Here is a 16,700-nt window from a genome sequence, read left to right on the forward strand (position 1 = left end):
AGTCTTTCGCTCTGATTTCTAATTAACCATTAATTATTTAAATGGGCTTCAATAAAAGAAGCGGTAAGCGTGGCAGCGGTAACAATATGTTCTTCCTGCGTTTTGCCACTTGATTTGCGAGGCTTAAAACTGTGATCGCCGTCGTCTAAATAGGCGCATTCAATGTCTGTAGATAATACGCTGCGCTTTTTGTAATCCTCTACTTCGCTCTTTGTACCAAAGGTATCTCGTTCACCCTGAATAATAAGCAAAGGCTTAGACGCCGTTTGCAGATGTTCGGTTCGTGTTTTTTCTGGCTTACCAGGAGGGTGAAACGGATAGCCCAGCGCTATCGCGCCTTTTACATTGCTCACCGCTTCGTACACCATGGTCGCCATACGCCCGCCCATCGACTTTCCACCGATGAACACAGGCAAGTTATGCAAGGCTTTGTTATCTTTGCTGCAGGTTTCAATCACCGCAGTAAAATGTGACATAAGTTTATCGGCTTTATCGGGAGGCCTACGCTTACCGGTAGCTTTTATGGTTTGCATATAGGGAAAGTTAAAAAGAACGGTTGATATACCTCTAGCAACCAGTTCCTTCGCAATGTCTTGCATGAACTCATGTTCCTTACCGGCGCCGGCTCCATGGCCTAGTATCAAACACGCTAAGGGCTTATCGGCTTCATGCAATTCAATGTCAAAACTAGGCTGTTCAGCAATGGTGTTCAACTTAGTCATATTACAACAAGTCCTCTTGTTCAGCTTCGACCAGCGCTAAAATCCAGTCCCTAAATGCCGCAATCTTACCTAGTTCAGCCTGTGATTCCTCACACACGAGATAAAACGCATCGCGACTCTCCACTCGTTCTTCAAACGGCATAACTAGCCTTCCCGCTTCAATTTCCGGCCTTGCAAGTACCGTGTTACCCAACGCAATGCCTTGACCGAGTGCAGCGGCTTGCAAAACTAGCATGGAGTGACTGAAAACCGGTCCTTGGTTAACGTTTACGCCAACCACACCTACATGCTTCAACCAATTTTTCCATGCAGTACGGCTTAAGTCGTGAAGCAACACGTGGTGCCTTAAGTCAGACAGGCTGGATAAAGGTTTGGGGCCTTGAAAAAGCATTGGAGAGCAAAGCGGAGTTAGAAACTCTCGATGTAGCTGGTCGGCTTGAAGACCAGCCCAACGACCTTTACCGTAATATATCGCAACGTCTACATCGTCTTCTAAGAAGCCTTCATCGAAATCAACTGCCTTGATGCGTACGTCGATGTCTGGATGCGCCAAGCTAAACTTATGAATACGGGGTACCAGCCATTGGCTCGCAAAGCTGGGCGGCATCGCTACCGTGATAGCACCTTTACTGCCCTTCGCAAGTAGCCTTTCTGTCGCATCTTGTAAGTTTTTGAAGATATCTTTTAGCTCAAGAAAATAAGCTTGACCTTCTTCGGTTAGAAGCAGGGTTCTATTTCTTCGAAGAAATAGCTTCATCGATAAGAAATCTTCAAGCGCTTTTATCTGGTGGCTAACGGCAGCTTGCGTAACAAACAGCTCATCGGCAGCCTTAGTAAAGCTCAAATGGCGAGCAGCCGCTTCGAACGATTTCAAGGCGTTGAGAGGGGGTAAACGTCGATGCATATATCGTTTTTAATCCAGTGTGACCGAAGCATGACAAATTCATTAGTTTTTCTAATGACAACCCATACTTTTACTCGTTTTATTTTTCACCACCCACTGACTATAATTTACCCGAAATTAAAAAAGAACATTTAATTTCAGCATTTTATGATGAACATTTGTTAAACATTTTAACATTCATCAACAATTATTTAATTATTTTTATTAGGTGTGAAAATGAAAAAATTACTTTTAGCTAGTGTTTCTGTAATGGCTTTTGTAAGCGCTGCTGCAAATGCTAACGCACAACCAGAAAAGATCAATCTACAATCGTTAATCAACACAGCAATGACCAGCGTAAAAATGGCCGAAGTACTGCCAGAAAACGATGCGCACATTGTTGTGAAAAAGCAGTCTAAAGCGATTTTAGCTGAAGAGACGCAAGTTCAGCTTCACAAGAACTTATTAGCAATGACAAAAGGTGAAGAGCGCGTAAACGTTTCTGAAGCGGAATAAGCAACTCACACACCTGATACGCATGCCGGTGCTTGCACCGGCATACGCCATCAAATACTAGCTTAGGTATTACTTGTATCTAACGCGTCAAAACCTTTCACCAATTCATCTAGTGCTTTCATCTGCTGCAAGTAAGGCTCTAATTTTGCCAACGGCAGTGCGCAAGGCCCATCACATAGTGCTTCATCTGGGTTAGGATGCGCTTCTATAAATAGCCCTGCCAAACCTAATGCCATACCACTTCTGGCCAACTGTGCAGCTTGCGCTCTACGACCATCTGCAGACGTCGCTCGGCCACCCGGCATTTGAAGTGCGTGAGTCGCATCAAATATTACTGGGGCATATTCTTTCATTGCGTCCATGCCAAGCATGTCCACAACTAAATTGTTATATCCAAAGCAGCTACCACGCTCACAAAGAATAACCTTATCGTTCCCCGCTTCGCCTAGTTTTCCTATGATGTGACGCATTTCATGCGGTGCTAAGAATTGAGGCTTTTTCACATTGATAACGCTACCGGTTTTTGCCATTGCAACCACAAGGTCGGTTTGGCGCGCCAAGAAAGCAGGCAGTTGAATAACATCCACCACTTCAGCTACGGGAGCTGCTTGGTGCGGTTCGTGCACATCAGTGATAAGCGGAACGTTAAAGGTCGACTTAATTTCTTCAAAAATACGCAACCCTTCTTCCATGCCAGGCCCACGGTAAGAAGTCACAGATGAACGGTTCGCTTTATCAAACGAGGCTTTAAAAACGTACGGAATATTGAGCTTTTGCGTTACTTCAACATAGTGTTCTGCAATACGCATAGCGAGATCGCGAGACTCAAGTACGTTCATTCCACCGAACAGAACAAACGGCAAGTGGTTGGCAACGTCAACGTTACCTACATTAATAATCTGTTGAGATTCAGACATTATCTATTTCCAATTAAATCTTAAAAAAGAGGTTGTTTGGTTACAGCAACCATAGCCGTTGCCATAAGCACAACAAGCGCTGCTACGAAAAAGCTCCATTTGCCTAACGCTGTTTTGGCTTTTTTCAATGCAAACAATCCAAACAGTATGTACAGCACCACGCCCACAACTTTAAATGTGAGCCATGCATTAACTAAAGGATATTGAGACAAAATAATGCATAGCCAAATTGCGCTGGCTAATAGTACGGTATCAATGATATGTGGGAGAATTTTAACCCATTTTTTGCTAAGTGCTGTAGCGTCGAATTGACTCCATATAAAGCGAAAGACAAAAAATAAGATGCTTAAGCCAACGGCGGTCATGTGAAGGTGTTTAGCCATCATGTACATAATGTGTTCCTGTTCTTATTAGATAGTAAGGCTGCTTCTGGTTACTTTAACACAGGTGTTAATTGAGCCGATTTAGTTTTACAGCAATGCAAAATTAAACAGACTCAGAATACGAGTAGCAGACTCAAAAAAACAGGTGCATGTAGCACCTGCCTTCGTTTTAATTATGGCGCCTGTCTAGAGGCTGTTATTGTAACGTATTACAGTACGTAAATAACGGAGAAATAAATCATTATGCGTCAGGGAATTGAGCTTGAATTGCCATAAAGGCCGGAAGGTCATTTAGCATACACTGAACTAAATCAGGGTCGAAGTGCTTGCCACTTTCCTCTTTCAATACGGCTTCAACCTTGTCAATTGTCCACGCTGGCTTATACGGCCTTGCGTTTAACAGTGCATCAAACACATCAACTAACGTGGCAATACGGCTTTTTATATCAATTTCTTCGCCTTTAAGCCCGTCTGGATATCCCTTTCCATCCCAGCGTTCGTGATGCTGCTTTGCTAACATTGCTGCAAGTTGGATAGTGGGCCGGCTTGAATCTCGCAAGATCTGGTAACCAAATTCAGCATGCTGACGTATTTTAAATACTTCCTCTTCGGTTAACGGCGTCGTTTTGTGCAAAATAGATTTAGGCACTATAGACGTCCCAATATCATGGAGTGGCACGGCAAGGCGTAATGCGTGGATGTCTTGCTCGTTCAGCCCAACCTTTTCTGCCAACAGTTGCGCCATTTCAACCATTCTTGTGAGATTATTTGATGCATTTGACTCATGCTCTAACGCTCGACCTAAACGCTCAATTATTTCTTTCTGCGTCGCTTCAACATCTACGGTTTTAAGTACGTTGTCAAAAGCAAGCTGAACACTGTCTGAAAAGCGTTTTACCAGATGACGATCACTTTCCCCTATTCGTCTCGGTAATCCTGACAAGTACAAGAGTGCGCCATTGTGGCTTTTACTGTTGCAATAAGCCACAACGTGATCTTCTGCATAAACAATTTGCTTATCGCGCATGGCTCTTGCGCACAGGGCATATTCTTGTGCGCTAATCGCGTCTTTTAAAGGCACACCTTCCTTACTGGCGTACTCACCGTTGCCAGCAAAAACATATAGTTCGTCGTCACCCAGTTTGTTGTTGCTGGTATTAATAGTACGCGATGTGGTTGCCACCGCTGTAGTAATGTAGGCTGCATCCTTTGAACAGCCCAGAATAGACGCCAGCTGTTGAATGATGCCCTGCATGAACTTTTCGAGGGAACGGGAGGAAAATAAATCCACAGACGCATCTATAATTTTTTCAAGGCCGCGTCTATTTTCTTCGATAACGATAATATCTCGATATGAGCGGAGCGCTGCAATGATAACAGTAAAGAGTTTTTGCGCGGTCAGTTCGGTTTTCGACTTGTAGTCGTTGATGTCGTAATTAATGATGACATCTTTTTCAGGGGCTTGGCCAGGTTGTCCAGTACGCAAAATAATACGCGTGAAATGATTGTCTAATTCGTTACGAACATACTCCGCCACTTTAAGACCGGCGTCATCAGTCTCCATAACAACATCAAGTAACACAACGGCGATATCATCATGGGTTTTGAAAATGGCCTTCGCTTCCTCTCCGCTATAGGCACTAACAAACTCAAGGGTTTTGCCATTTAAACTAAAGTCATTTAGCGCCAGCTTGGTAACGGCGTGTACTTCGGGTTCATCATCAACAATGAGTACTTTCCAGCTACCCAGATCATCTACTTCATTTTCATCGTCATCTTCTGCGAAAAGAAAGTCATCATTCATCTGGTACGTCCTGTAGTGTAAGAGATTGTTTAACTTAGTGCTTTTTGAGGTCTTACAACCGCTTAATAGATACTAATGTAAAACAAAATATAAGCAAGTTTGCAATTAAATTTTGATAACTACAGAAAAGATAACTTCTTTGGAGGTTAAAAACTACTGCCACTGTCCTAGCGTTACACGGTCATTGTTGCCGTAATCTTTAACAGTTTTGACGTCTACAAATCCCGCATCTACGAGCAAAGCGTTAACCGCAGCCCCTTGGTCAAAGCCGTGTTCGAATGCAAGTAAGGCACCTTTATTGAGATAATGCGGCGCGCTATTGATGATGTGTTTTATGTCGTCTAGGCCGTCAGTGCCCGAGGTTAATGCTGTTTTAGGTTCAAAACGCACGTCGCCCTCATTAAGGTATGGACTGGATTCTTCTATATAAGGTGGGTTTGAAACAATAATGTCGAAGGTTTGACCTGCCAGCGCACTAAACCAATCACTTTGAACAAAATGCGCATTGACTATGCTATTAGCTTGGGCATTACGGGTAGCAAGGTTCACCGCACCCGCTTGAAAGTCTACGCCAGTAACGGATGCTTCTGGCAGTTCGCTCGCTAATGCCAACGCAATGGCGCCAGTGCCTGTTCCCAAATCACAGATTGATAGGGATGCAGAGGATTGTTGATTTACCCAATTAAGTACCTGCTCAACCAAGACTTCAGTATCCGGTCGCGGAATTAATGTATCTGGCGAGGTAAACAGTGACAGGGTCCAGAAATCACGCTTACCGATAATATACGCTACGGGCTCACCCCGTTTACGCTTGGCCACATCCGCTTCAAATTGGGCTTTCTGGGCGGCATCCAAGGTTTTATCAGGCCATGTGAATAGGTAAGTTTGTGACTTACCTAGAATGTTCGCCAACATGACTTTCGCGTCAATAGAGGGTGACTCCCCACCCTCTAGTTGCTCAGCAGCCCATGTTAAGGCGTTGTCTATGCGCATTGTTTTTCTATAAACAGTTTGTTTAACAAGACAGCGTTATTCGTCAGAAAGAGAGGCCAGCAGATCGGCCTGATGCTCTTGCAAAATTGGGGCGATAAGCTGTTTCAGATCACCTTCCACCACTTCATCTAATCGATAAATAGTCAGGTTGATACGGTGATCGGTTACACGTCCCTGCGGGAAGTTATAAGTACGAATTCGCTCAGAGCGGTCGCCGCTACCGACTAGGCTCTTACGGGTAGATGCCTCTTCTGCTGCACGCTTTTCTTCTTCAATCTGATTTAAGCGCGCTTGAAGTACCGACATCGCTTTCGCACGGTTTTTGTGCTGTGAACGCTCGTCCTGACATTCCACTACCAAGCCTGTTGGCAAGTGGGTAATACGAATAGCCGAGTCGGTTTTGTTAACGTGCTGACCACCCGCACCTGATGCACGGAAGGTATCGATGCGAAGCTCTGCAGGGTTAATTTCAATTGCCTGCGACTCTGGAATTTCTGGTAATACCGCCACGGTACATGCCGAGGTATGGATACGGCCTTGTGATTCGGTTTCTGGTACACGCTGTACGCGGTGACCGCCCGACTCGAATTTCAATACGCCGTACACGCCATCGCCGCTAACATTCGCAATGACTTCTTTATAACCGCCGTGCTCACCTTCATTGGCGTTAACCAACTCTACACGCCAGCCACGACTTTCGGCATAACGGCTGTACATGCGGAACAAGTCACCTGCAAATATTGCCGCTTCGTCACCACCTGCACCTGCGCGAATTTCCAAGAAACAGTTGTTATCATCGTTAGGATCTTTTGGCAGGAGTAGCACCTGAAGTTCAGTTTCAAGGCGTTCAATTTCCGCCTTGGCATCTTTCATCTCTTCCTGTGCCATCTCGCGCATTTCAGCGTCATCTTCGTTCAACATTTCCTGCGCTGAAGCCAAGTTTTCTTGTGCTTGCTGATAAGCATTAAAGCCTGCCACTACATCTTCTAGCTGACTGAACTCTTTTGACAAGTTGCGAAACTTATCCTGATCGCCGATAACTCCAGGGTCGCCTAACAACGCCTGAACTTCTTCGAAACGCTCGACTAAGTGTTCGAGTTTCCTAACTACCGACTCTTTCATATGCTTCTTATTACCTTATTTATTATCGTCTGACGAAAAGTCAGATAAATCTAATGCCTGTCCCATCCATCGGCTCAATGCCGGGTCATCGTGCATGGCAGCCTCGCGTAACGCTAAGGTTGTTGGGTGCAATAGCGTATTGGTTAATTTATACGCCATTTCTTCTAATACCGTTTCGGCATTTTTACCTTCCGCTAATTGCGCTTTGGCTTTTTCCACAATATCGTCACGCTGTGCCATGCCTTTTTGGCGATACTGTCTTACTAAATCTATCGATTGCTGCGACTGCTTCCACGTCATGTAGTCGCCAGCTTGTTTGTTGATGAGCTTTTCGGCTTCTTTTGCTGCTTGCTCGCGGTTTTCTAAATTCTTCTGAACAATATGCTGCAGGTCATCAACAGTATAAAGATAGGCATCGCCTAACTCGTTTACCTCTGACTCAATATCTCGTGGTACCGCAAGGTCCACCAAAAACATCGGCATATTTTTGCGCTGTTTAAGGGCTTTCTCCACCATACCCTTGCCAATTAAGGGCAATTGGCTAGCGGTAGAGCTTATCACGATATCAAAGTCTTTTAAGTGCTCTGGCACCTGCGATAAGGTAAATACACTTGCATCTAGTGTTTCGGCTAAGGCTTCTGCTCGCGCTACGGTTCTATTCGCCACCGCCAAACAGCTCACGCCCTGCTCTTTCAAATGCTGAGCCACAAGTTCAATGGTTTCGCCAGCTCCCACTAATAACACTGAACGTTTTGGTAGTTCAGCGAATATATGCTTGGCCAACTGAACGGCTGCATATGCCACGCTTACCGCGTTTGCACCTATATCTGTTTCACTGCGAACTCGCTTCGCCACCGAAAACGTATGTTGAAACAGCTTATCAAATTCGCTGCTCACCATACCTGAGTGTTTTGCATCACCAAACGCCTGCTTCACCTGACCTAAGATTTGAGGTTCTCCCAAAATCAGTGAATCAAGTCCGCTGGCTACACGCATAATGTGCTTTACCGCTTCATCCTGCGCGAGCACATAGCTGTTATTGGCAATCTCTTCTACATCCAAGTGATGGAAGTCACTTAACCATTGTAGAAGCTTTTGGCCGGTGTCGTCTTGAGTATTAACGTATAGCTCAGTGCGGTTACAGGTCGATACAATGACAGACTCATCTACGCCTTCCAGCTTTTTTAAACTCGCAAGCGCTTCCACCAGAGAATCTGGTGTAAAGGCCACTTTTTCGCGAAGTGCTACTGGTGCTGTTTTGTGGTTAATACCGAGGGCGAGTAAAGTCATTAAAATCTGTGCTGGCAACGTCGGAGCGGCATTGTACGAAAAACCCAAAATGATTGAAAGTGTTGGTGAAACTGTGTTCCCATAATGTCACAATTAAATGTGTTTTATTTTTATACAGGTAACGCGCCTTAATGATTCGCTTTATTTCCCTACTGTTGTTTCTCTGCTTCGTACTGAGCGCATGCACAACCGCTCCCAAAGGCCCAGAAAACGCGGTAAACCTCACGGCCCAACTTGAAAAAGTTGCTGAAGTATATCAGTGGCAAATGCGCGGAAAAATTGCATTTCGCCAAGGAAAGGAAGCGGCCAGCCTTAATTTAGTCTGGAAAAACGATTCCGGTGATTTTGATTTTCGATTAACCAATTTTCTAGGGGTAAGTCTGGTTAGCCTTAACGTTACCCAGCAGCAGTCGGTATTAGAGGCTGACGGCGAAACGTATGTAGATGCTCTACCAGAACCACTTATTTACCAGATAACGGGAATGGTCATTCCGGTGGAATCACTATTGTCTTGGGTAAAAGGCTTACCGCTAGACGGTGATAAATTTAGCCTAACTGAAAAAGGATTGGTTAACACCCTTGAAAGCTATTGCCAAGGTTGCCGCAATTGGCAAGTTGCTTACGGTAATTACGGTAGTGTTGAGCTAGATGATGGCACATCTGTATGGTTGCCTCACAGCATAACGCTTACCCAGAATGAAACGCCGGACATGCCTAATACTCAGCTTAAAATTAAAATTTATCAGTGGACTCTGTAGTGAACTCATCTGTTTCAGAACATAAAGATTGGTGGCCTTCGCCCGCTAAACTGAACCTTTTCTTGCATATACTTGGCCGCTACGACAACGGCTATCACCAGCTTCAAAGTCTGTTTCAAATGCTGGATTACGGCGATGCACTCTCCTTTGACATAAGTACAGACGACACAACCATACGCATGGAAACCCCACTGGATGGGGTTCCAGACGATGACAATTTAATTGTAAAAGCAGCGCGACTGCTGGCAACAAAAACAAAATGTAATAAAGGTGCCGTTATTTCGGTAGACAAGCGCCTTCCTATGGGTGGCGGCATTGGCGGGGGATCATCGAATGCAGCAACCACGTTAGTGGCGCTTAATCACCTTTGGAACACAGGGCTAAGTGAAGATGAACTGGCTGAGCTCGGGCTAGCTTTAGGCGCTGACGTACCTATTTTTGTGCGAGGTCTAACGGCATTTGCAGGAGGCGTTGGAGAAGACATAACGCCAGCTCCCCAAAAAGAACAGTATTTTCTTGTAGCGAACCCAAATGTTCATGTCAGCACAGCCGAAGTGTTCACCTCGCCCGATTTGCCCAGAAATACACCAGCGATACTTTGGGAAGACTATAAATTTGAAAAAACTTGGAATGATTGTCAGCAATTAGTCGCGAATCGCTATCCTGAAGTTGCAAAATTATTACAGTGGTTGGTACACTACGCACCGTCGCGAATGACGGGCACAGGTGCATGCGTGTTTGCCACTTTTTCTGACTACACTTTAGCCGAACAAGTTAGGGCTCAAATGCCTGAAGCTTGGCAGAGTTTTGTCGCAAAAGGTGTGAATCGCTCACCACTATTAGACAAATTAGAACAACAAAGATAGCGTGTACGCCACATCGGACAAGAACTTAAAAATTGGGGTATAGCCAAGTTGGTAAGGCAGCGGGTTTTGATCCCGCCATTCGTAGGTTCGAGTCCTGCTACCCCAGCCAAACCTCTTTTATCAACGCACTGAGGAACCACTTGTGCCAGATATGAAGCTCTTTGCAGGTAATGCCGTACCAGAACTTGCCCAGAAAGTTGCCGATCGCCTCTACACCAAACTTGGAAATGCCAAAGTTGGCCGTTTCAGTGACGGTGAAATCAGCGTAGAAATTCATGAAAACGTCCGTGGCTCGGACGTTTTTATTATCCAGTCTACGTGTGCGCCTACTAACGATAACCTTATGGAACTTATTGTGATGATCGACGCACTACGTCGCGCATCAGCTGGTCGTATTACAGCAGTAATTCCTTACTTTGGTTATGCACGCCAAGACCGTCGTGTTCGTTCAGCTAGGGTGCCAATTACTGCGAAAGTAGTGGCTGACTTCCTGTCTAACGTTGGTGTTGACCGCGTACTTACTATCGACCTACACGCCGAACAGATTCAAGGTTTCTTTGATGTTCCGGTGGATAACGCATTCGGTACTCCTATCCTTCTTGCTGACATGGTAAGACGTGATTTTGCCGACCCTGTAGTCGTTTCTCCTGACATTGGCGGTGTTGTACGTGCACGTGCTACTGCGAAACTACTTAACGACACCGACCTTGCCATTATCGATAAGCGTCGCCCTAAAGCGAACGTGGCTCAGGTAATGAACATCATTGGTGACGTAAAAGACAGAGACTGCATCATTGTCGATGACATGATTGATACAGGCGGTACGCTTGCAAAAGCAGCTGAAGCACTTAAAGCACATGGTGCGCGTCGTGTTTATGCTTACGCAACTCACGCTATCTTTTCAGGTAACGCTGCAAACAATCTTAAAGAGTCTGTTATTGACGAAATTATCGTTACCGACTCTATCCCATTAAGTGCAGAGATGAAGCAAATTGGAAAAGTAAAACAGCTTACTTTATCTGAGATGCTTGCAGAAACTATTCGTCGTATCAGCAACGAAGAGTCTATTTCAGCAATGTTTGAATACTAAAATTTAAATATTGTTACTCCTACCAAAGAGCTGGCCCATGTAAGTGGCGCCGGCTCTTTTTTTTACCTTTCTTTTTTCTTTGAAAGCGAACATCGCCTTAAGAATAAGAACAGTACATCAAGCCAAACACATTCCGTTTACGCCTTAAATATACTTTATTGCCGTTTTCCGACTCGTTAATGTGACTTTCTTTTCATCAATTTTAGGTTTAACGTTAAGAATTGTTGTGCGTTAAAACTAATATTAAGGACATAAAATGAAAACAAAAACACTATGCCTTGTTGCAGTAATTGCTGCCCTTTTAAATACAGCGGGCTGCTCTGGAGATGACGACTCAGTGAAACAAGCAGATCTTGAGAAACAAGGAACTGAAATGAAAGACAAATCTTCCACAGTTCAAGCTAATGATAAGAGTTCTATGCCCAAGGAACTGGTAGCCGAACCAGTTACTCAGGCTGAAGCCGTAGAAGATAATGCAAAAGGTGAAGTCACCATGAAGGGCAGTATTATTTATAAAGATCTCGAAGGCGGTTTTTATGCTTTTATTGCTGAAAACGGCGATCGCTATACGCTACATGGTTTAGATGAAACTTATCAAAAGAACGGCCTTGTTGTGGAAGTTAAAGGTACGCCTAAACCTGATATGATGACCTTTACGCAATTCGGTACGGTACTTCAAGTATCAAGCGTTAAAGTACTCGATACCAGTAAAGTCATTGATAACCTGCAAACACAATGATCGTGAATGTAGCTATGCGTGTAGCAAATTACTTATAAAGGTAATGAAGCTAGCGATTTAGCAATTATAGAATTTTTGCTTACGCGTGAATGTTGCGTAGCAACACTTAAAAGGACGGTTATTGATGATAAATGCATATGCCGCTAAAGAAGCGGGTGGAAAACTAGAAAAGTTTCAATACGACCCCGGTAAGCTTGGTTCACATGATGTTGAAATAGACGTTGAAAGCTGTGGTATCTGCCACAGCGACCTAAGCATGCTCGATAATGAATGGGGCATGACAGAATATCCCTTTGTACCTGGTCACGAAGTTGTCGGCACAATTAGCCAAATAGGTGAACATGTAACGTCACTTAAGGTGGGACAGCGTGTCGGTTTAGGCTGGCATTCAGGCTACTGCAATAGTTGTAGAACCTGCGAAGAAGGCGATCATAACCTGTGTGCCGATGCTACGATGACCATAGGTGGTCGTCACGGTGGATTTGCAGATAAAGTGCGCGCCCAAGCACGTGCCGTTATTCCCCTTCCCGATGCTATCGATAGTACAAAGGCAGGCCCTCTTTTTTGCGGAGGTATTACCGTCTTCAACCCATTAGTCCAGTTTGGTATTAGTCCTACCAGTGAAGTGGGTGTAGTTGGTATTGGCGGCCTAGGTCATCTTGCCCTGCAGTTTTTAAATGCGTGGGGATGTAAGGTAGTCGCGTTCACTTCAAGCGAATCTAAAAAGAAGGAAGCGCTAGAGCTAGGTGCATCAGATACAATTAATAGCCGTGATGAAGATGAAATTAAAAAAGCGCGCGGTCGGTTTGACTTAATTATTTCAACCGTAAATGTAAAGCTAGACTGGAATTTGTACCTATCTACATTGGCACCGAAAGGCCGCCTTCACTTTGTAGGCGCCACCCTTGAACCTCTAGATATTGGTGCGTTTAACTTAATTGGTGGTCAGAAAAGTGTGTCAGGTTCACCAGTGGGAAGCCCAGCGACCATTAAAACCATGCTAGATTTCGCTGCACACCACAATATTGAACCTGTGACCGAAACCTTCAAGTTTGATAACGTAAATGAGGCAATTGCGCGATTAAGAGAAGGTAAAGCCCATTACAGAGTGGTGCTGACGAAGTAAACGCTTGTGTAAAAAGTTGCTATGTTCCCAAGGCCTGTTGACCTTGTGAAGCCATAGGAAAGAGACATTAACGGTCAAGTTAGTCTTAGCAAAGTGCTTTTTCTATAAATATGATAGAAGCGCGCCAAGGTGCGCTTCTTTTATTGTGAGTAACGCAAATACTTGCATTAGCTTGGTTGGATATTTTATCTGCCTTTGTAATTGTATGTTTTGGTAGGTGGTGTTAGAATTCGCCGCCCTTGAATTTTGGGCTGGTGTTTTATTGCGCATAAAAAGTTATTTTTAAACGTAATTCACATCATTTTACCGTGGGTTTTGGTCGCAAAAATCCACATCATTAGACTTATATTTTTGGAGACAGACAATGTCTGAAGCAAATTTCAAACTAGACGCTTCTGTTCGTACAGACCTAGGGAAAGGTGCGAGCCGCCGCCTACGTCGCGAAGACAAGCTACCTGGTATCATCTACGGTGGTGAAGAAGCGCCAGTTTCTATCACACTAGATCATAACAAAGTAAACAACTCTGCTGACTTTGAAGCGTTTTATTCTCACGTTCTTGAGATTAACCTTGACGGTAAAGTTGTTGAAGTTCTAGTTAAAGATATGCAACGTCACCCGTTCAAGCCAAAGATCACACACATTGACTTCCAACGTGTAATCGCTGGTCAAGACGTTCACACTAACGTACCACTTCACTTCGTAAATGAAGAAAAATCTGCAGCTGTTAAAGCTGGCGGTATTGCTGAGCACCACGTAACTGAAATCGAAGTTACTTGTCTACCTAAGAACCTTCCTGAGTTCATCGAAGTAGATATGGCTGGTGTTGAAATGGGTCAAACGCTACACCTTTCTGACCTAACTCTTCCAGCTGGCGTTTCTTCAGTAGAACTTGCGAAGAACGACGAAGCTCACGACCTAGCGGTTGTAACTGTTAAGCCTGCTCCTAAAGCGGCTGACGCAGAAGAAGACGGCGAAGAAGCAGCTTCTGAGGAATAATCCTCTTGGCTGATATCCGCCTTATCGTGGGTCTGGGTAATCCAGGCCCCGAATATGAAAATACCCGACACAATGCCGGTGAATGGTTTCTCAACCAACTAGCCGACACCTACAACGCCCCGCTAAAACCAGAAACCAAATTCTTCGGTAAAACTGCTCGCATTACAGTTGCAGGCAAAGATATCCGTTTGCTCTACCCCACTACCTTTATGAATAAAAGTGGACAAGCCGTAGCAGCACTGGCTAACTTTTACCGCATAGAACCAGAACAAATATTAGTAGCGTTTGACGAGTTAGATTTACCCCCAGGTGTTGCAAAATACAAAGTGGGCGGAAGCTCTAGTCAAAATGGCGTACGTGACATTGTGGCTAAAATGGGTAACAACAAGAATTTTTTGCGTTTGCGCATAGGTATTGGTCATCCAGGTCATAAAAGCCGCGTTACCGGCCATGTTCTTGGAAAACCACCAGCAGAAGAAAAAGCAGCCATTGAAAGTGCCATCGATGAAGCGGTACGCTGTACAGAAATTTTGCTGAAAGAAGACCTTAAGCAAGCACAAAACAGGTTACACTCGCACAAAGGGTAAACCTAGCCAGTTATCACTTTTCCAAACTAAGGATCCATACCATGGGTTTTAAATGCGGTATTGTTGGCCTACCAAACGTAGGTAAATCAACACTTTTCAATGCATTAACTAAAGCAGGTATTGAAGCGGCAAACTTCCCGTTTTGTACTATCGAGCCAAACACAGGTGTTGTTCCTGTGCCAGATCTTCGTTTGGACAAGTTGGCTGAAATCGTAAAACCTCAGCGCATTATTCCTACTACCATGGAATTCGTAGATATTGCTGGCTTGGTTGAAGGTGCTTCTAAAGGTGAAGGTTTAGGAAACAAATTCCTTGCTAACATCCGTGAGACTGACGCTATTGGTCACGTAGTACGCTGTTTTGATGATGAGAACATTGTTCACGTTGCAGGTCGCGTTAGCCCTAAAGACGATATCGATGTTATCAACACCGAGCTTGCACTTGCCGACTTAGAAACAACAGAAAAAGCACTTCACCGTGTTGCTAAGCGCGCAAAAGGTGGCGATGCTGAAGCTAAGTACGAAATGAAAGTGCTTGAGAAAATTAAGCCGCACCTAGACGAAGGCTTGTTACTGCGTTCACTTGAGCTGACTAAAGAAGAGCTTGCGGCAATCAGCTACATGAACATGCTTACCCTTAAGCCAACCATGTACATTGCAAACGTGAATGAAGACGGTTTTGAAAACAACCCGTACCTTGATCAGGTTAAAGAAATTGCAGCAGGCGAAAATGCCACTGTAGTTGCAGTGTGCGCGGCAATCGAGTCTGATATTGCTGAGCTTGAAGACGACGAACGCGAAGAGTTTATGCAAGACATGGGTCTAGAAGAACCAGGTCTTAACCGCGTAATTCGTGCGGGTTACAGTCTTCTTACACTACAAACCTATTTTACTGCAGGCGTAAAAGAAGTACGTGCGTGGACCTTCCCTGAAGGCTCAACTGCACCACAAGCGGCAGGTAAAATTCACACCGACTTCGAAAAAGGCTTTATTCGCGCTGAAATCGTAGGCTACGAGCACTTCGTTGAGTTCAATGGCGAGCAAGGTGCGAAAGACGCAGGCAAATGGCGTTTAGAAGGTAAAGACTATATTGTTAAAGACGGTGACGTTATTCACTTCCGCTTTAACGTGTAATTTCTATTGTAGAAATTAGCACTGTTTACTAAAGCCACCGCAAGGTGGCTTAATTAGATGGTCCGCCTCACCTCTAAGCTAGTCTTAGAGTTAGGCAATCAAAGAGGCGAACCATCATGTCTACTATTAAAGTTCTTGGAATCGATTTAGGCAAATCATCTTTTCATGTGATAGGCCGGGATTATTCAGATAACCAAATCATTCGCAAAAAATTTTCCCGTTCGGCACTCATTCATTTTCTTCATCAGTTAACGCCATGCACGATTGCATTCGAGGCTTGTGGCGGTGCACACTGGCTTGGCAGGCAGTGTGAGTCGATAGGGCATACAGTCAGGCTTATTCCTCCGCAATATGTAAAGCCCTTCGTTAAAAGCAACAAGAATGATTTCATAGATGCAGAAGCTATATGCGAAGCGTCGACAAGACCCAATATGCGCTTTGTCAGCGTAAAGTCAGAAGAAGCCCAAGTTATTTCCGCTATTCATAAAGCTAGGCACGGTTACATTAAAGACCGAACAGCGTGTATGTCCCGCATAGGCGCATTACTTCTGGAGTTTGGTGTTGCGCTGCCTACAGGCCATAGCGTGATGAAGCAACTGTTTAACTGGCTTGCTCAGCAAAAACAGACAATACCAGGGTTACTTATGCAAGAGCTGATGGAGCTTCACGAGTACTATCTGTTTCTCAATGAAAACATCGATAGACAGGATAAAAAGTTGAAGCAATTGGTTGAAACAAACCCGATAGGCCAGCTTCTTAAAACGATTCCTGGGA

General features: G+C 44.5%; 18 protein-coding genes and 1 tRNA gene. 11 read left to right on the plus strand and 8 right to left on the minus strand.

Features of this window, described 5'->3' with window-relative positions:
- Positions 1 to 29: 29 nt before the first annotated feature.
- Complete coding sequence (locus tag MHM87_RS14110; RefSeq protein ID WP_075176305.1) at positions 30 to 722, minus strand: alpha/beta family hydrolase; 693 nt, start codon at positions 720 to 722, stop codon at positions 30 to 32.
- Between the two features lies 1 nt (position 723).
- The gene (locus tag MHM87_RS14115) at positions 724 to 1,626 is read right to left on the minus strand and encodes a transcriptional regulator GcvA (RefSeq protein ID WP_014949024.1); all 903 of its coding nucleotides are present in this window, start codon (positions 1,624 to 1,626) and stop codon (positions 724 to 726) included.
- 216 nt (positions 1,627 to 1,842) lie between these two features.
- Here MHM87_RS14115 and MHM87_RS14120 point away from each other — a divergent pair, with 216 nt between their 5' ends.
- Complete coding sequence (locus MHM87_RS14120) at positions 1,843 to 2,121, plus strand: hypothetical protein (RefSeq protein WP_014949023.1); 279 nt, start codon at positions 1,843 to 1,845, stop codon at positions 2,119 to 2,121.
- Between the two features lie 62 nt (positions 2,122 to 2,183).
- Here the strand turns inward: MHM87_RS14120 and kdsA are convergent, their stop codons facing one another.
- The 6 genes from kdsA to hemA form a co-directional block, all read right to left on the minus strand.
- Positions 2,184 to 3,038 (minus strand): 3-deoxy-8-phosphooctulonate synthase, encoded by an 855-nt coding sequence (gene kdsA / locus MHM87_RS14125; protein ID WP_014949022.1) that lies wholly within the window; start codon positions 3,036 to 3,038, stop codon positions 2,184 to 2,186.
- A 20-nt stretch (positions 3,039 to 3,058) separates the two neighbouring features.
- Positions 3,059 to 3,424 (minus strand): SirB2 family protein, encoded by a 366-nt coding sequence (locus MHM87_RS14130; RefSeq protein WP_239259705.1) that lies wholly within the window; start codon positions 3,422 to 3,424, stop codon positions 3,059 to 3,061.
- A 238-nt stretch (positions 3,425 to 3,662) separates the two neighbouring features.
- On the minus strand, positions 3,663 to 5,225 hold the full coding sequence (locus MHM87_RS14135; protein ID WP_014949020.1) for a response regulator: 1,563 nt from the start codon (positions 5,223 to 5,225) through the stop codon (positions 3,663 to 3,665).
- 153 nt (positions 5,226 to 5,378) lie between these two features.
- A complete protein-coding gene (gene prmC / locus MHM87_RS14140; RefSeq protein ID WP_168532822.1) occupies positions 5,379 to 6,218 on the minus strand; it encodes a peptide chain release factor N(5)-glutamine methyltransferase in 840 nt (279 codons plus the stop codon).
- 36 nt (positions 6,219 to 6,254) lie between these two features.
- Complete coding sequence (gene prfA / locus MHM87_RS14145; RefSeq protein WP_239259707.1) at positions 6,255 to 7,340, minus strand: peptide chain release factor 1; 1,086 nt, start codon at positions 7,338 to 7,340, stop codon at positions 6,255 to 6,257.
- Positions 7,341 to 7,355: 15 nt separating this feature from the next.
- A complete protein-coding gene (gene hemA, locus MHM87_RS14150) occupies positions 7,356 to 8,630 on the minus strand; it encodes a glutamyl-tRNA reductase (protein ID WP_239259709.1) in 1,275 nt (424 codons plus the stop codon).
- A 131-nt stretch (positions 8,631 to 8,761) separates the two neighbouring features.
- Between hemA and lolB the strand changes: the two genes are divergently transcribed.
- From lolB to MHM87_RS14200, 10 genes are all read left to right on the plus strand, one after another.
- Positions 8,762 to 9,388 carry a lipoprotein insertase outer membrane protein LolB gene (gene lolB / locus MHM87_RS14155; RefSeq protein ID WP_239259711.1) on the plus strand — a complete coding sequence of 209 codons (627 nt, stop codon included), beginning with the start codon at positions 8,762 to 8,764 and terminating at the stop codon, positions 9,386 to 9,388.
- Complete coding sequence (ispE, locus tag MHM87_RS14160) at positions 9,388 to 10,254, plus strand: 4-(cytidine 5'-diphospho)-2-C-methyl-D-erythritol kinase (protein ID WP_239259713.1); 867 nt, start codon at positions 9,388 to 9,390, stop codon at positions 10,252 to 10,254. Before lolB ends, ispE begins: the two co-directional genes overlap by 1 nt.
- A gap of 33 nt (positions 10,255 to 10,287) precedes the next feature.
- Positions 10,288 to 10,363: transfer RNA gene (locus MHM87_RS14165), tRNA-Gln, on the plus strand.
- 33 nt (positions 10,364 to 10,396) lie between these two features.
- A complete protein-coding gene (locus MHM87_RS14170) occupies positions 10,397 to 11,344 on the plus strand; it encodes a ribose-phosphate pyrophosphokinase (RefSeq protein WP_014949014.1) in 948 nt (315 codons plus the stop codon).
- A gap of 256 nt (positions 11,345 to 11,600) precedes the next feature.
- On the plus strand, positions 11,601 to 12,083 hold the full coding sequence (locus tag MHM87_RS14175; protein WP_014978888.1) for a hypothetical protein: 483 nt from the start codon (positions 11,601 to 11,603) through the stop codon (positions 12,081 to 12,083).
- A gap of 124 nt (positions 12,084 to 12,207) precedes the next feature.
- Positions 12,208 to 13,209 (plus strand): alcohol dehydrogenase catalytic domain-containing protein, encoded by a 1,002-nt coding sequence (locus MHM87_RS14180; RefSeq protein WP_168463538.1) that lies wholly within the window; start codon positions 12,208 to 12,210, stop codon positions 13,207 to 13,209.
- 364 nt (positions 13,210 to 13,573) lie between these two features.
- A complete protein-coding gene (locus tag MHM87_RS14185; protein WP_014976150.1) occupies positions 13,574 to 14,206 on the plus strand; it encodes a 50S ribosomal protein L25/general stress protein Ctc in 633 nt (210 codons plus the stop codon).
- 5 nt (positions 14,207 to 14,211) lie between these two features.
- A complete protein-coding gene (gene pth / locus MHM87_RS14190; RefSeq protein ID WP_014949010.1) occupies positions 14,212 to 14,793 on the plus strand; it encodes an aminoacyl-tRNA hydrolase in 582 nt (193 codons plus the stop codon).
- A 41-nt stretch (positions 14,794 to 14,834) separates the two neighbouring features.
- On the plus strand, positions 14,835 to 15,926 hold the full coding sequence (ychF, locus tag MHM87_RS14195) for a redox-regulated ATPase YchF (protein WP_239259715.1): 1,092 nt from the start codon (positions 14,835 to 14,837) through the stop codon (positions 15,924 to 15,926).
- A gap of 116 nt (positions 15,927 to 16,042) precedes the next feature.
- Positions 16,043 to 16,700: IS110 family transposase (locus tag MHM87_RS14200; protein WP_239259717.1), on the plus strand; the 658-nt coding region annotated here is incomplete at its 3' end.

This window comes from Alteromonas sp. Cnat3-28 (assembly GCF_022348265.1).
GTDB lineage: Bacteria > Pseudomonadota > Gammaproteobacteria > Enterobacterales > Alteromonadaceae > Alteromonas > Alteromonas macleodii.

Coding starts and splice junctions, on each gene's coding strand:
- prmC (WP_168532822.1), bottom strand. CDS start 6,218: ATGCGCATAGACAACGCCTTAACATGGGCTGCTGAGCAACTAGAGGGT.
- MHM87_RS14120 (WP_014949023.1), top strand. CDS start 1,843: ATGAAAAAATTACTTTTAGCTAGTGTTTCTGTAATGGCTTTTGTAAGC.
- MHM87_RS14110 (WP_075176305.1), bottom strand. CDS start 722: ATGACTAAGTTGAACACCATTGCTGAACAGCCTAGTTTTGACATTGAA.
- kdsA (WP_014949022.1), bottom strand. CDS start 3,038: ATGTCTGAATCTCAACAGATTATTAATGTAGGTAACGTTGACGTTGCC.
- MHM87_RS14130 (WP_239259705.1), bottom strand. CDS start 3,424: ATGATGGCTAAACACCTTCACATGACCGCCGTTGGCTTAAGCATCTTA.
- prfA (WP_239259707.1), bottom strand. CDS start 7,340: ATGAAAGAGTCGGTAGTTAGGAAACTCGAACACTTAGTCGAGCGTTTC.
- MHM87_RS14175 (WP_014978888.1), top strand. CDS start 11,601: ATGAAAACAAAAACACTATGCCTTGTTGCAGTAATTGCTGCCCTTTTA.
- MHM87_RS14115 (WP_014949024.1), bottom strand. CDS start 1,626: ATGCATCGACGTTTACCCCCTCTCAACGCCTTGAAATCGTTCGAAGCG.
- MHM87_RS14180 (WP_168463538.1), top strand. CDS start 12,208: ATGATAAATGCATATGCCGCTAAAGAAGCGGGTGGAAAACTAGAAAAG.
- MHM87_RS14185 (WP_014976150.1), top strand. CDS start 13,574: ATGTCTGAAGCAAATTTCAAACTAGACGCTTCTGTTCGTACAGACCTA.
- MHM87_RS14135 (WP_014949020.1), bottom strand. CDS start 5,225: ATGAATGATGACTTTCTTTTCGCAGAAGATGACGATGAAAATGAAGTA.
- lolB (WP_239259711.1), top strand. CDS start 8,762: ATGATTCGCTTTATTTCCCTACTGTTGTTTCTCTGCTTCGTACTGAGC.
- hemA (WP_239259709.1), bottom strand. CDS start 8,630: ATGACTTTACTCGCCCTCGGTATTAACCACAAAACAGCACCAGTAGCA.
- ychF (WP_239259715.1), top strand. CDS start 14,835: ATGGGTTTTAAATGCGGTATTGTTGGCCTACCAAACGTAGGTAAATCA.